A 13,097-nucleotide genomic window follows, 5' to 3' on the forward strand; every position below is an offset into this window, starting at 1 on the left:
GCGCGTCGTCGATGACGATCTGCGACGAGAACACGCGATGTCGCCCGTATCGCCCGTATAGCGCTCCATCGCACCGTTCCGGTAGCGCGTGCAGGCACCGGAACGGTGAAGCGCGTCCGTGCACCATTTGCGCCCGCGAACCTGCACCGCAACGGACCATTGATGCCGCACGAAGCGTCACGCGCACCGCGCGTTCGCCCGCACCGGCACGTCCGGCGTGCATGCATGCGGACTGGCACATGCCTTGCGTTACCTGATGGCCGGCGCCGCCACGGCGCACGCACATCCAACACGTCAAGGGGAACCCGATGAAACGTCGCAGTCTGTTGAAGTTCGGTTCGATGGCCGGCGCGCTCGCGCTGGCGGGCAAGAGCCCGTTCGCGCACGCGGCCGATGCGGGCACCGGCCCGATCAAGGTCGGCATCCTGCACTCGCTGTCGGGCACGATGGCGATCTCGGAGACGTCGCTGAAGGACACCGCGCTGATGACGATCGCCGACATCAACAAGAGCGGCGGCGTGATGGGTCGCAAGCTCGAGCCCGTGGTGGTCGATCCCGCGTCGAACTGGCCGCTGTTCGCCGAGAAGGCGCGCCAGCTGCTCACGCAGGACAAGGTCGCGTGCGTGTTCGGCTGCTGGACCTCGGTGTCGCGCAAGTCCGTGCTGCCGGTGTTCGAGGAACTGAACGGGCTGCTCTACTACCCGGTGCAGTACGAAGGCGAGGAAATGTCGCGCAACGTGTTCTACACGGGCGCCGCGCCGAACCAGCAGGCGATTCCGGCCGTCGAGTACCTGATGAGCGCGGAAGGCGGCGGCGCGAAGCGCTTCTTCCTGCTCGGCACCGACTACGTGTATCCGCGCACGACCAACAAGATCCTGCGCGCGTTCCTGAAATCGAAGGGCGTGAAGGATGCCGACATTCAGGAGGTCTACACGCCGTTCGGCCACAGCGATTACCAGACCATCGTCGCGAACATCAAGACCTTCTCGCAGGGCGGCAAGACGACCGTGATCTCGACGATCAACGGCGACTCGAACGTGCCGTTCTACAAGGAGCTCGGCAACCAGGGCATCAAGGCGACCGACGTGCCGGTCGTCGCGTTCTCGGTCGGCGAGGAGGAACTGCGCGGGATCGACACGAAGCCGCTCGTCGGCCATCTCGCCGCGTGGAACTACTTCATGTCGGTGAAGAACCCGACCAACACCAAGTTCAAGGACCAGTTCGCCGCCTGGGTGAAGGCGAACAACCTGCCGGGCGGCGCGAAGCGCGTGACCAACGACCCGATGGAAGCGACCTACGTGGGCATCCACATGTGGAAGCAGGCCGTCGAGAAGGCGAAGAGCACCGACGTCGACAAGGTGCGCGTCGCGATGATCGGCCAGACCGTCGCCGCGCCGTCGGGCTTCACGCTCGCGATGGACGGCAACCATCACCTGCACAAGCCGGTGATGATCGGCGAGATCCGCGGCGACGGGCAGTTCAACGTCGTATGGAAGACGAAGACCGCGGTGCGCGCGCAGCCGTGGAGCCCGTTCATCGCAGGCAACCAGGGCAAGCCGGACATCGTCTCGTCGATCCCCGCGTTCCTGCGCCGGCAGCGCGCGGCGCTGGCCTGACGCGGTGCGGCGCGTCGCGCACCGGCGTGACGTGCCGCTCGCATGCCGGTGCCGACGCGCCGGCCGCGCCTGCGGTGACGAACCGCAAGCGCCGGCGCCTCGCCGCATGAATCCGCTTTCCCACGCCCGACAGGATCTCCCGATGCCTATCCGCTTTCGCCGAGCCGCCGTCGCGATCGTCGCGTGCGCCGCCCTCGCGGGTGCACTGCCGCGTGCCGCGTTCGCGCTGACGGCCGCCGATACCGCCGCGCTTGCCGGCGACGACTTCGACGCGAAGACGTCCGCGATCGACCGGCTCGCCGCCGATGCCGATCCGCGCGCCGTTGCCGTGCTCAACGCGCTGTCGACCGGCGACGCGCTCGCGACCGGCGACGGCCGCCTGCTGATCCAGAGCGGCGACACCGCGCACGACGCGCTCACGCAGGCCGCGACGCCGGCCGGCGACGCGCAGCCCGTGATGCTGAACAACCTGCTGCGCACGAAGATCGCGGGTGCGCTGTCGGGCCTCGCGCTCGCATCGCCCGACGTCGCCGCGCGACGCGACGCGATCGATGCGCTGCTGAAGTCGCCGGACCCGGCACTCAAGCCGATGATCGACCGCGCGCGCGCGAAGGAAACCGATCCCGCGCTGAAGCGCCGGCTCGACGCACTGTGGGCGATCGCCGCGCTGCACGATGCCGATCCGGCGAAACGCCTCGAAGCCGTCCAGGTGGTGGCCGCGCGCAGCAACCTCGACATGATCGAACAACTGCGCCCGCTCGTCGCGAAGAACGCGGACGGCAGCTACGCGGAGCCCGACGCGCGCGTGCGCGATGCCGCGCAGCAAGGGCTCGACGCATTGCATTCGCTGCAGCGCCGCGGCGAGATCGTCGGCACGCTGTTCGCGGGCCTGTCGCTCGGCAGCGTGCTGCTGCTCGCCGCGCTCGGCCTCGCGATCACGTACGGGCTGATCGGCGTGATCAACATGGCGCACGGCGAATTCCTGATGATCGGTGCGTACGCAACCTATGTCGTGCAGACGCTGATCCAGCGCTATGCGCCCGGCGCATTCGACTGGTATCCGCTCGTCGCCGTGCCCGTGTCGTTCGCGACGGCCGCGCTCGTCGGCATCGTGCTCGAACGGCTCGTGCTGCGGCACCTGTACGGCCGCCCGCTCGAGACATTGCTCGCAACCTTCGGCGTGAGCCTGATCCTGATCCAGGCGACGCGCATGCTGTTCGGCGCGCAGAACGTGCAGGTCGTGAACCCGTCGTGGATGAGCGGCGGCGTGACCGTGATGCAGAACCTGATCCTGCCGTACAACCGGCTCGCGATCCTCGCGTTCGCGCTTGCGGTGGTGTTCGTCGCGTGGGCCGTGCTGACGAAGACGCGGCTCGGCCTGTTCGTGCGCGCGGTCACGCAGAACCGCCGGATGGCCGCGTGCGTCGGCGTGAAGACCGCACGCGTCGACGCGTATGCGTTCGCGTTCGGCGCGGGCATCGCCGGCCTCGGCGGCTGCGCGCTGTCGCAGATCGGCAACGTGGGCCCCGATCTCGGCCAGAACTACATCATCGATTCGTTCATGGCGGTCGTGCTCGGCGGTGTCGGGCAGATCGCCGGCACCGTGCTCGGCGGCTTCGGGCTCGGCCTCGCGAGCAAGGCGATCGAGCCGTTCTGGGGCGCCGTGCTCGCGAAGATCGCGGTGCTCGTGATGATCGTGCTGTTCATCCAGAAACGTCCTCAGGGCATGTTCGCCCCGAAGGGCCGCAGCGCGGAGGCTTGACGTGACTTTCGTAACCGATTCGATGTCGAACCCGGTCGCCGGCACACCGAAGCCCGCTTCAGCCGCACGCGCGGCAGACGGCTTCGCGCTCGGCCTGCCGCCGCGCCCTGCGCTGCTGTCGCGCCGCGCGTGGCTCGCGCTCGTCGCGCTGTGCATCGCGATCGGCGTCGGCGTGCCGCTCGCCGCGCTCGTCGCGCCCGAGGCGAGCGCATTCCATCTGTCCGCCTACGCGATGACGCTCGCCGGCAAGCTGATGTGCTACGCGATCGCCGCACTCGCGCTCGATCTCGTATGGGGCTACTGCGGGATTCTTAGCCTCGGCCATGGCCTCTTCTTCGCGCTCGGCGGCTATGCGATCGGCATGTACCTGATGCGCGAGATCGGCCGCGACGGCAAGTACGGCAGCGACCTGCCCGACTTCATGGTGTTCCTCGACTGGCATCAACTGCCGTGGTACTGGAGCGGCACGCAGCATCTCGCGTGGGCACTCGCGCTCGTCGTGCTCGTGCCTGCCGTGCTCGCGTGGGTGTTCGGCTTCTTCACGTTCCGCTCGCGCGTGAAAGGCGTGTACCTGTCGATCATCACGCAGGCGCTGACGTTCGCCGCGATGCTGCTGTTCTATCGCAACGAGACGGGCTTCGGCGGCAACAACGGCTTCACCGACTTCAAGCGCATCGCCGGTTTCGCGATCACGTCGCCCGGCACGCGCACGGTGCTGTTGCTGCTGACGTTCGCGACGCTGGTGCTCGCGTTCATCGCCGCGCGCGCGATCGTCACGAGCAAGCTCGGGCGCGTCGTCACCGCGGTGCGCGACGGCGAGACGCGGCTGATGTTCCTCGGCTACAGCCCGCTCGCGTACAAGCTGTTCGTGTGGACCGTGTCGGCCGTGCTGTGCGGCATCGCCGGCGCGTTGTACGTGCCGCAGGTCGGCATCATCAATCCCGGCGAGATGTCGCCCGGCAACTCGATCGAGATGGCGATCTGGGTCGCGGTGGGCGGGCGCGGCACGCTGATCGGGCCGATCGTCGGCGCGTTCGCGGTGAACGGCGCGAAGAGCCTGTTTACCGCGTACTTCGCCGAATACTGGCTGTTCTTCCTCGGCCTGATCTTCGTGCTCGTGCCGCTGCTGCTGCCGCGCGGGATCATGGGTCTCGTCGAAACCGTGCTCGCGAAGGGGAAACGCGCATGAACGGAACGGCCCTCTACCAATTCACGCCGCCGCCGGAAGACGAACTGCTGGCCATCAGCGGCACCGCATCGATGGGTCGCGTCGTGCCGCCCGGCATCGACACGTCGCACGGCACGATCCTCTACCTCGAGGATATCGAGGTGAGCTTCGACGGCTTCCGCGCGCTGAAGAAACTGTCGCTCGCGATCGACGCGGGCGAGCTGCGCTGCGTGATCGGCCCGAACGGCGCGGGCAAGACGACGATGATGGACGTGATCACCGGCAAGACGCGCCCCGACGCCGGCAATGTGTTCCTCGGCCAGACGCTCGACCTCGCGCGGATGAGCGAGCCGGAGATCGCGCGCGCGGGTATCGGCCGCAAGTTCCAGAAGCCGACCGTGTTCGAGCAGCATCCGGTGTGGGAAAACCTCGAACTCGCGATGCAGACCGACAAGGGCTGGCTCGCGTCGCTGCGCGCGCGGCTCGACCGCACCGCGCAGGCGAAGATCGAGGAGACGCTCGCGCTGATCGGCCTCGAAAGCCATGCGTTTCGTGCAGCCGGCGAGCTGTCGCACGGTCAGAAGCAGCGGCTCGAGATCGGCATGCTGCTGATGCAGCGCCCCGCGCTGCTGCTGCTCGACGAACCGGCCGCCGGGATGACCGACCACGAGACGATGGAACTCGCCGAACTGCTGAACACGCTGCGCGGCACCTGCTCGATGATGGTCGTCGAGCACGACATGGAATTCGTCGCGGCGCTCGCCGGCGACACCGGCCGCGTGACGGTGATGGCCGAAGGCGCGGTGCTTGCGCAAGGCACGCTCGACCAGGTCAAGCGCGACGACGCGGTGATCGAGTCTTATCTCGGACGATGATGCGATGCTGAAGATCGAAGGTCTGAACCAGTATTACGGCGGCAGCCATATCCTGCGCAACGTGAACCTCGCCGCCGACGATGGCAAGCTCACCGTGCTGCTCGGCCGCAACGGCGTCGGCAAGAGCACGCTGCTGCGCTGCCTGATGGGTGTCGTCGCCGCGAAGAGCGGCACCGTGTCGTGGCGCGGCACCGCGCTCGGCGCGCTGCCGCCGTATGCGCGCGTCGCGGCCGGGCTCGCATACGTGCCGCAGGGCCGCGACATCTTTCCGCGGCTGACCGTCGAGGAAAACCTGCTCGTCGGCGCGGCGAGCCGCAAGGCGCCGTCGAAGGTGCCAGACCGCATCTACGACCTGTTCCCGGTGCTGAAGGACATGCGCGCGCGGCGCGGCGGCGACCTGTCGGGCGGCCAGCAGCAGCAGCTCGCGATCGGCCGCGCGCTGATGAGCGAGCCGCAGTTGCTGATCCTCGACGAGCCGACCGAGGGCATCCAGCCGTCGATCATCCAGGACATCGGCCGCACGCTGCGCCAGCTCGTCGACGAATCGAACATGACTGTGCTGCTCGTCGAGCAGTATTACGATTTCGCGCGCTCGATCGCGGACCGCTACTGGGTGATGAGCCGCGGCGAGATCGTCGCGGGCGGCGATGCGCGCGACATGGAGACGAACGGCGTGCGCGAACTGATCGCGGTGTGACGCGCAGCGCGGCAGCGGGCACGGGCGGCCGGTTCGCGATGCGGCCGCATGCGGCGCTTTCAACGAACGCGGCATCTGGATTATTGTTCCGGTAGCATCCACGTCCTTCGCGCCCGTTTCTCTCGTTTCCCGCTCGCCGCCGATGTCCGCCCCCGATTCCCACGCCCCGCTGTCCCGCCCCGCCGTCGCCAAGTCGTGGCGCGGCCGCCTCGAGCTCGGCTTCGAGCGGCACGGCGCACGCACGACGCTCGCGCACCGGCTGCACGACGGCCCGCTGCGCGTGCAGCGGCCGCTGTACCCGGAAGGCGACGCGATCTGCCATGCTGTGATCGTCCACCCGCCTGGCGGCGTCGCGGGCGGCGACCGGCTCGACATCGGCATCGCGCTCGGTGCCGGCACGCACGCGGTGCTGACGACGCCCGGCGCGACCAAGTGGTACAAGTCGAACGGCCTCGATGCGACGCAGCGCATCGGCATTACCGTCGGCGAGCACGCGAAGCTCGACTGGCTGCCGCAGAACAACCTGTTCTTCGACGCAGCGCACGCCGCGCTCGACTTCACGGTGACGCTCGGCGCAGGCGCGAGCGCGATCGGCTGGGACGCGACGCAGCTCGGCCGGCAGGCGGCCGGCGAAACCTGGTCGGCGGGCCGTATCGCGTCGACCTCCGCGCTCGTCGGTGCCGACGGCCGGCCACTGTGGACCGAGCGCGCGCTGCTCGACGCGCACGATCCGCTGCGCGGCGCGCTGCAGGGCCTCGCGGGTTTTCCCGCGTACGGCACGCTGTGGGCCGCCGGCGCCGCGTGCGACGCCGCACTGGCCGAATCGCTCGCTGCGCGGATGCCGTTCGACGACACGCTGCGCGCGGGCGCAACCTGCGTAACGCCCGGCGTCGTGCTCGTGCGCGCACTGTCGACGTCGATGGAAGCGCTGCAGCGCCATTTCACCGATTGCTGGCTGCATCTGCGGCCGATCGTGCACGGCGTCGACGCACGGCCGCTGCGCCTCTGGCAAACCTGAGCGCGCCCGCGCCGCGCACCGTTTCGGCGCATCCCCACATCCGACGCTGCACGCTATCCATGCACCGCGCACCACGAACGCGCATCGCGCTGCGTTCCATGCACATGGCACGCGCCTTGCTGCTTACATAACCGATACACGGCGCGCGCAAAACGGCGCGGTGCTACGATGATCTGCACGTCCGCCCGGTTGGGCGCGCACCGATAAAAATTACGTTTTCCTGAACGTTTGCCTTCATGAAACTGACTCCCCGAGAAAAGGACAAGCTGCTGATCTTCACGGCGGCGCTGCTGGCCGAACGCCGTCGCGCGCGCGGCCTGAAGCTCAACTATCCGGAGGCGGTCGCCTTCATCACCGCCGCGCTGATGGAAGCCGCGCGCGACGGCAAGACGGTTGCCGAGGTGATGCACTACGGCACGACGCTGCTCACGCGCGACGACGTGATGGACGGCGTGGCCGAAATGATTCCCGACATCCAGGTCGAGGCGACCTTCCCCGACGGCACGAAGCTCGTGACCGTCCACCACCCGATTCCGTGAGGCAACGCATGATCCCCGGCGAAATCCTCACCGACGACGGCGAGCACGAACTGAACGCGGGCCGCGAAACGCTGACGCTCGTCGTCGCGAACACCGGCGACCGCCCGGTGCAGGTCGGCTCGCATTACCACTTCTTCGAAGTCAACGACGCACTGTCGTTCGACCGCGCGGCCGCACGCGGCTTCCGGCTCAATATCGCGGCCGGCACGGCCGTGCGCTTCGAGCCGGGCCAGACGCGCACCGTCGAGCTCGTCGCGCTCGCGGGCGACCGCGCCGTCTACGGTTTTCAGGGCAAGGTGATGGGGCCGCTCTGAGCGCGCGCCCCATTCTTCAGGTCTTCAGGAACATCACGAGATGACACTACGCTTGAGCCGCCGCGCGTACGCGGAAATGTTCGGGCCGACGACGGGCGACCGCGTCCGGCTCGCCGATACCGAACTGCTGATCGAGATCGAACGCGACTTCACGACCTACGGCGAGGAAGTGAAATTCGGCGGCGGGAAAGTGATCCGCGACGGGATGGGCCAGTCGCAGCGCGTATCCGCCGATGTGCCCGACACGGTCATCACGAACGCGGTGATCCTCGATCACTGGGGCATCGTGAAGGCCGACATCGCGATCAAGCACGGCCGCATCGCCGCGATCGGCAAGGCCGGCAACCCGGACATCCAGCCGGGCGTGACGATCGCGATCGGCGCCGCGACCGAAGTGATCGCCGGCGAAGGACTGATCGTGACGGCCGGCGGCATCGACACGCACATCCACTTCATCAGCCCGCAGCAGATCGACGAGGCGCTCGCATCGGGCGTCACGACGATGCTCGGCGGCGGCACGGGGCCGGCCACCGGCACCAACGCGACGACCTGCACGCCGGGCCCGTGGCACATGGAGCGGATGCTGCAAGCCGCCGACGGCTGGCCGATCAACCTCGGCTTTCTCGGCAAGGGCAATGCGAGCCTGCCCGAGCCGCTCGTCGAGCAGATCGCGGCCGGCGCGATCGGGCTGAAGCTGCACGAGGACTGGGGCACGACGCCCGCCGCGATCGACAACTGCCTGTCGGTCGCGGACGACACCGATACGCAGGTCGCGATCCACACCGACACGCTGAACGAAGCCGGCTTCGTCGAATCGACGGTCGCCGCATTCAAGGGCCGCACGATCCACACGTACCACACCGAAGGCGCGGGCGGCGGCCATGCGCCCGACATCCTGAAGGTGTGCGGCGAGGCGAACGTGCTGCCGTCGTCGACCAACCCGACGCGCCCGTACACGATCAACACGCTCGACGAGCATCTCGACATGCTGATGGTGTGCCATCACCTCGATCCGTCGATCGCCGAGGATCTCGCGTTCGCCGAATCGCGGATTCGCCGCGAGACGATCGCGGCCGAGGACATCCTGCACGATCTCGGCGCGCTGTCGATGCTGTCGTCCGATTCGCAGGCGATGGGCCGCGTCGGCGAAGTGATCATCCGCACGTGGCAGACCGCGCACAAGATGAAGGTGCAGCGCGGCGCGCTGCCCGGGGACGGCGCGCGCAACGACAACTTCCGCGCGAAGCGCTACGTCGCAAAGTACACGATCAACCCGGCGATCACGCACGGCATCGCGCACGAAGTCGGTTCGATCGAGCCCGGCAAGTGGGCCGACCTCGTGCTGTGGGAACCCGCGTTCTTCGGGATCAAGCCGTCGATGATCCTGAAGGGCGGGATGATCGCGGTCGCGCAGATGGGCGACCCGAACGCGTCGATCCCGACGCCGCAGCCCGTCCACTATCGCGAGATGTTCGCGACGCGCGGCGGTGCGCTCGCGCGCACGTCGCTGACCTTCGTGTCGCAGATGGCGGCCGATGCGGGCATCGCGGAACGCTACGGCCTCGCGAAGCGGATCGTGCCGGTGCGCAACTGCCGCAACGTGACGAAGGCCGACATGATTCACAACGCATGGCGCCCATCGATCAGCGTCGATCCTGAAACCTACGATGTGATCGCCGACGGCCAGTTGCTCACCTGCGAGCCGGCGACGGTGCTGCCGATGGCGCAGCGCTATTTCCTGTTCTGATTTCCGGTTTTCGTTTTATGCGCACCCTCGACAAACGCATTGCCCCGAACGTGAAACTCGCCGCGTCGCTCGTCGCGCGCGCACCGACTCTCACGCTCGCGTATGACGCCCGCTGCAAGAGCCGCCTCGCGGCGACGCTCGACACCGGCGAGGACGTCGCGGTGCTGCTGCCGCGCGGCACCGTGCTGCGCGACGGCGACGTGCTCGTCGCCGACGACGGCGCGCTCGTGCGCGTCGCCGCGGCGCCCGAAGCCGTGCTGCTCGTGCGCGCGGCCGATCCGCTCACGCTGATGCGCGCCGCGTACCACCTCGGCAACCGTCACACGCCGGTCGAGATCGGCGACGGCTACCTGAAGCTCGAAGCCGATCCGGTGCTCGCGGACATGCTGCGCCGGCTCGGCACGCAGGTCGAAGCAGCGAACGCGCCGTTCCAGCCGGAAGCCGGCGCGTACGGCGGCGGCCACAAGCACGGGCACGACGCGACGTTCGCCGAGGACTACGCGCTCGCGCAGCAGGTGTTCGGCGAGCACCACGGGCATTCGCACGATCACGATCATCAGCATGGTCCCGGATGCACGCACGGCCACGGCCATGACCACCACTGAACTCGTCGCGCTGCTGCACCTCGCGTCGCCGGCGCTGCCGATCGGCGCGTACAGCTACTCGCAGGGCCTCGAAGCTGCGCTCGACGCGAACCTGATCCACGACGCCGATTCGGCACGCGACTGGATCGCGAGCGGCCTGACCGACGTGCTCGCGCACGGCGAGCTGCCGTTCCTCGCGCACCAGCTCGCGCGTTGGCACGCGCATGACGCGCACGCGCTCGCCGCCGAAAACACGTGGTTCATCGCGAGCCGCGAATCGGCGGAACTGCACCGCGAGACCGAGCAGATGGGCTGGTCGCTCGCGCAGCTCTGCGCATCGCTCGAATGGGGCGATGCCGCGCACCGCGCGACGCTCGCGTCGATGTCGCCGATCGCACTGCCGACCGCATTCGCATACGCGGCCGCCGCACACGACGCGAGCGCCGACGCGACGCTCGCCGCGTACGCATTCGGCTGGGTCGAGAACCAGACGTCCGCCGCGCTGAAGGCCGTGCCGCTCGGCCAGCTCGCCGGGCAACGCATCATCGTCGCGCTGCGCGGCGCGATCGACGCGGCCGTGCGCCGCGCGCTCGCGACGCCGCCCGACGCCGTCAACACGTTCGCGCCGCAGCTCGGCATCCTGTCCGCGCGGCACGAAACCCAGTACTCGCGGTTGTTCCGCTCCTGAACACGACGCTATTCGCCATGAACGCACCTGCTCCCTCCTCCGCCCGCCGCACGAAGAAACTGCCGCCGCTGCGCGTCGGCATCGGCGGCCCCGTCGGCTCCGGCAAGACCACGCTGCTCGAAATGCTGTGCAAGGCGATGCGCGACCGCTACGACCTCGTCGCGATCACCAACGACATCTATACGAAGGAAGACCAGCGGCTGCTGACGGTTGCGGGCGCGCTGCCCGAGGAACGCATCATGGGCGTCGAGACGGGCGGCTGCCCGCATACGGCGATCCGCGAGGATGCATCGATCAACCTAGAGGCCGTCGACCGGATGCTGTCGCGCTTTCCCGACGCCGACATCGTGTTCATCGAATCGGGCGGCGACAATCTCGCGGCGACGTTCAGCCCCGAGCTGTCGGACCTGACGATCTACGTGATCGACGTCGCGGGCGGCGAGAAGATTCCGCGCAAGGGCGGCCCCGGCATCACGAAGTCCGACCTGCTCGTGATCAACAAGACTGATCTCGCGCCGCTGGTCGGCGCGAACCTCGACGTGATGGCCTCCGACACGAAGAAGATGCGCGGCGAGCGGCCTTACGTGATGACGAACCTGAAGGCGCTCGACGGCGTCGCGGACGTAATCGCGTTCATCGAGAAGAAGGGCTTGCTGACGGCCTGAGCGGCGCGGCGGCGGCACACGACGCCGCCACGCATGCCCGGGGCGGCATTGCGCCGCCTTCGTCTATTTGTCGGAAGTGTCCTGCTGCTCACGCTCGCCGCGTTCGGCGGGCGGCAGCAGCGCCGCGAGCACGTCGACCGTGCGCGCGGTCGCGCCGCGGTGACGCGCCGCGAAGGCCGCGCCAGCCGCGCCCATCGCGATGCGCCGCGCCTTGTCGGCGAACAGCGCGTCGAGCACGTGCGCGAGATCGAGCGGATCCTCGACCTGCATCGCCGCGCCGGCCGCGACCGCGTCGGCGGTTGCCTGCGTGAAGTTGAACACGTGCGGGCCGATCAGCACCGGCACGCCGACCGCGCACGCTTCGATCAGGTTCTGTCCGCCGAGCGGCAGCAGGCTGCCGCCGATGAACGCGACGTCGGCGGCCGCGTAGTACGCGCCGAGTTCGCCCATCGAATCGCCGAGCAGCACCGTCACGTCGCCCGGCAGCGGTTCGGCAGCCGGGTGGCCGGCCGCGAGCGCGGCCGTGTCGGCCGCCCATGCCGAGCGTCGCACGCACTTGAGCCCGCTGCGCTCGACGAGCGCCTCGACCTCGGCGAAACGCTGCGGGTGGCGCGGCACGAGCACCAGCAGCGCGCCGGGCGTGCGCATCGCGGCGAACGCCTGCAGCACCAGCGCCTCCTCGTTCTCGCGCGTGCTGGCGGCGACCCACACGGGCCGCGCGCCGATCGCGTCGCGCCACGCATGGCCGCGCGCCGCGAGTTCCGGCGGCGTCGCCATGTCGAACTTCAGGTTGCCGAGCACGGTCACGTTGCGTGCGCCGAGCGACGTCAGCCGCTCCGCATCGGCCGGGCTCTGCGCGAGCACGCGCGAGAAGCCGCCGAACACGTCGCGCGTCGCCGCGCCGAACTTCGCCGCGCGCCGGAACGACCGCGCGGACATCCGCGCATTGGTCAGCACGAGCGGCACGTCCGCACGGCGGCACTCGTCGATCAGCGTCGGCCACACCTCGGTTTCCATCACGAGGCCGAGCGTCGGCCGCCATGCGTGCAGGAAGCGCCGCACCAGGCCCGGCATGTCGTACGGCAGGTAGCAGCGCAGCACGCGATCGCCGAAGATCTGTTCGCCGGTCGCGCGGCCGCTCGGCGTCATGTGCGTGAGCAGGATGCGCGCATCGGGGCGCGCGTGCATCAGCGCGTCGATCAGCGGCTGCGCGGCGCGCGTCTCGCCGACCGATACCGCATGCACCCAGATCAGCGGCGCACGGTCGTCGCGCGAGCGGCCCGCCACGCGGCCGAAGCGTTCGCCGATGTGCTCGCGATAGCCGCGCTCCTTGCGCGAGCGCACATAGAGCCGGATGACCGCGACGGGCGCGACGAGCCACCACAGCGCGCGATAGATCGCCCTCAGCATGCGGCGGCCCTCGT

The 13,097-nt window shown here is 69.0% G+C and carries 13 protein-coding genes; 12 read left to right on the forward strand and 1 reads right to left on the reverse strand.

Translation table 11 applies throughout. The features are described from left to right. Positions 1 to 308: 308 nt before the first annotated feature. From urtA to ureG, 12 genes are all read left to right on the forward strand, one after another. Complete coding sequence (gene urtA / locus KVT39_RS06285) at positions 309 to 1,616, forward strand: urea ABC transporter substrate-binding protein (RefSeq protein WP_034182917.1); 1,308 nt, start codon at positions 309 to 311, stop codon at positions 1,614 to 1,616. Between the two features lie 142 nt (positions 1,617 to 1,758). After that, positions 1,759 to 3,378, forward strand: coding sequence for an urea ABC transporter permease subunit UrtB (gene urtB, locus KVT39_RS06290; protein WP_105393050.1), 1,620 nt, complete (start codon positions 1,759 to 1,761; stop codon positions 3,376 to 3,378). A gap of 1 nt (position 3,379) precedes the next feature. Beyond that, entirely contained in the window at positions 3,380 to 4,567 is a 1,188-nt protein-coding gene (gene urtC, locus KVT39_RS06295) for an urea ABC transporter permease subunit UrtC (RefSeq protein WP_105393049.1), read from the forward strand. Next, complete coding sequence (gene urtD / locus KVT39_RS06300; RefSeq protein WP_175748772.1) at positions 4,564 to 5,421, forward strand: urea ABC transporter ATP-binding protein UrtD; 858 nt, start codon at positions 4,564 to 4,566, stop codon at positions 5,419 to 5,421. Before urtC ends, urtD begins: the two co-directional genes overlap by 4 nt. A gap of 4 nt (positions 5,422 to 5,425) precedes the next feature. Further along, entirely contained in the window at positions 5,426 to 6,118 is a 693-nt protein-coding gene (gene urtE, locus KVT39_RS06305) for an urea ABC transporter ATP-binding subunit UrtE (protein ID WP_034182913.1), read from the forward strand. 142 nt (positions 6,119 to 6,260) lie between these two features. Beyond that, complete coding sequence (locus tag KVT39_RS06310; protein ID WP_217588164.1) at positions 6,261 to 7,136, forward strand: urease accessory protein UreD; 876 nt, start codon at positions 6,261 to 6,263, stop codon at positions 7,134 to 7,136. 236 nt (positions 7,137 to 7,372) lie between these two features. Then, entirely contained in the window at positions 7,373 to 7,675 is a 303-nt protein-coding gene (gene ureA / locus KVT39_RS06315; protein ID WP_034182911.1) for an urease subunit gamma, read from the forward strand. Positions 7,676 to 7,683: 8 nt separating this feature from the next. Further along, positions 7,684 to 7,989 carry an urease subunit beta gene (locus tag KVT39_RS06320; protein WP_034182910.1) on the forward strand — a complete coding sequence of 102 codons (306 nt, stop codon included), beginning with the start codon at positions 7,684 to 7,686 and terminating at the stop codon, positions 7,987 to 7,989. Between the two features lie 40 nt (positions 7,990 to 8,029). Continuing rightward, the gene (gene ureC / locus KVT39_RS06325) at positions 8,030 to 9,736 is read left to right on the forward strand and encodes an urease subunit alpha (RefSeq protein WP_034182909.1); all 1,707 of its coding nucleotides are present in this window, start codon (positions 8,030 to 8,032) and stop codon (positions 9,734 to 9,736) included. A 17-nt stretch (positions 9,737 to 9,753) separates the two neighbouring features. Beyond that, positions 9,754 to 10,341, forward strand: coding sequence for an urease accessory protein UreE (ureE, locus tag KVT39_RS06330; protein WP_217588166.1), 588 nt, complete (start codon positions 9,754 to 9,756; stop codon positions 10,339 to 10,341). Beyond that, positions 10,328 to 11,008 carry an urease accessory protein UreF gene (locus KVT39_RS06335; protein ID WP_131947828.1) on the forward strand — a complete coding sequence of 227 codons (681 nt, stop codon included), beginning with the start codon at positions 10,328 to 10,330 and terminating at the stop codon, positions 11,006 to 11,008. The genes ureE and KVT39_RS06335 overlap by 14 nt, the downstream gene beginning before the upstream one ends. A gap of 17 nt (positions 11,009 to 11,025) precedes the next feature. Further along, positions 11,026 to 11,673 carry an urease accessory protein UreG gene (gene ureG / locus KVT39_RS06340; protein WP_131947829.1) on the forward strand — a complete coding sequence of 216 codons (648 nt, stop codon included), beginning with the start codon at positions 11,026 to 11,028 and terminating at the stop codon, positions 11,671 to 11,673. A 63-nt stretch (positions 11,674 to 11,736) separates the two neighbouring features. On the opposite strand, the gene waaA is transcribed toward ureG, so the two are convergent. Beyond that, entirely contained in the window at positions 11,737 to 13,083 is a 1,347-nt protein-coding gene (gene waaA / locus KVT39_RS06345) for a lipid IV(A) 3-deoxy-D-manno-octulosonic acid transferase (protein WP_131947830.1), read from the reverse strand. Positions 13,084 to 13,097: the final 14 nt, after the last annotated feature.

This window comes from Burkholderia sp. GbtcB21 (genome assembly GCF_019091065.1).
Taxonomy (GTDB): Bacteria; Pseudomonadota; Gammaproteobacteria; order Burkholderiales; family Burkholderiaceae; genus Burkholderia; species Burkholderia pyrrocinia_C.

Excerpts from the sequence above, each read along its gene's own strand:
- urtE (WP_034182913.1), top strand. The coding sequence starts at position 5,426 with ATGCTGAAGATCGAAGGTCTGAACCAGTATTACGGCGGCAGCCATATC.
- ureE (WP_217588166.1), top strand. The coding sequence starts at position 9,754 with ATGCGCACCCTCGACAAACGCATTGCCCCGAACGTGAAACTCGCCGCG.
- KVT39_RS06320 (WP_034182910.1), top strand. The coding sequence starts at position 7,684 with ATGATCCCCGGCGAAATCCTCACCGACGACGGCGAGCACGAACTGAAC.
- KVT39_RS06310 (WP_217588164.1), top strand. The coding sequence starts at position 6,261 with ATGTCCGCCCCCGATTCCCACGCCCCGCTGTCCCGCCCCGCCGTCGCC.
- waaA (WP_131947830.1), bottom strand. The coding sequence starts at position 13,083 with ATGCTGAGGGCGATCTATCGCGCGCTGTGGTGGCTCGTCGCGCCCGTC.
- urtA (WP_034182917.1), top strand. The coding sequence starts at position 309 with ATGAAACGTCGCAGTCTGTTGAAGTTCGGTTCGATGGCCGGCGCGCTC.
- ureC (WP_034182909.1), top strand. The coding sequence starts at position 8,030 with ATGACACTACGCTTGAGCCGCCGCGCGTACGCGGAAATGTTCGGGCCG.
- urtD (WP_175748772.1), top strand. The coding sequence starts at position 4,564 with ATGAACGGAACGGCCCTCTACCAATTCACGCCGCCGCCGGAAGACGAA.
- KVT39_RS06335 (WP_131947828.1), top strand. The coding sequence starts at position 10,328 with ATGACCACCACTGAACTCGTCGCGCTGCTGCACCTCGCGTCGCCGGCG.
- ureG (WP_131947829.1), top strand. The coding sequence starts at position 11,026 with ATGAACGCACCTGCTCCCTCCTCCGCCCGCCGCACGAAGAAACTGCCG.
- ureA (WP_034182911.1), top strand. The coding sequence starts at position 7,373 with ATGAAACTGACTCCCCGAGAAAAGGACAAGCTGCTGATCTTCACGGCG.
- urtB (WP_105393050.1), top strand. The coding sequence starts at position 1,759 with ATGCCTATCCGCTTTCGCCGAGCCGCCGTCGCGATCGTCGCGTGCGCC.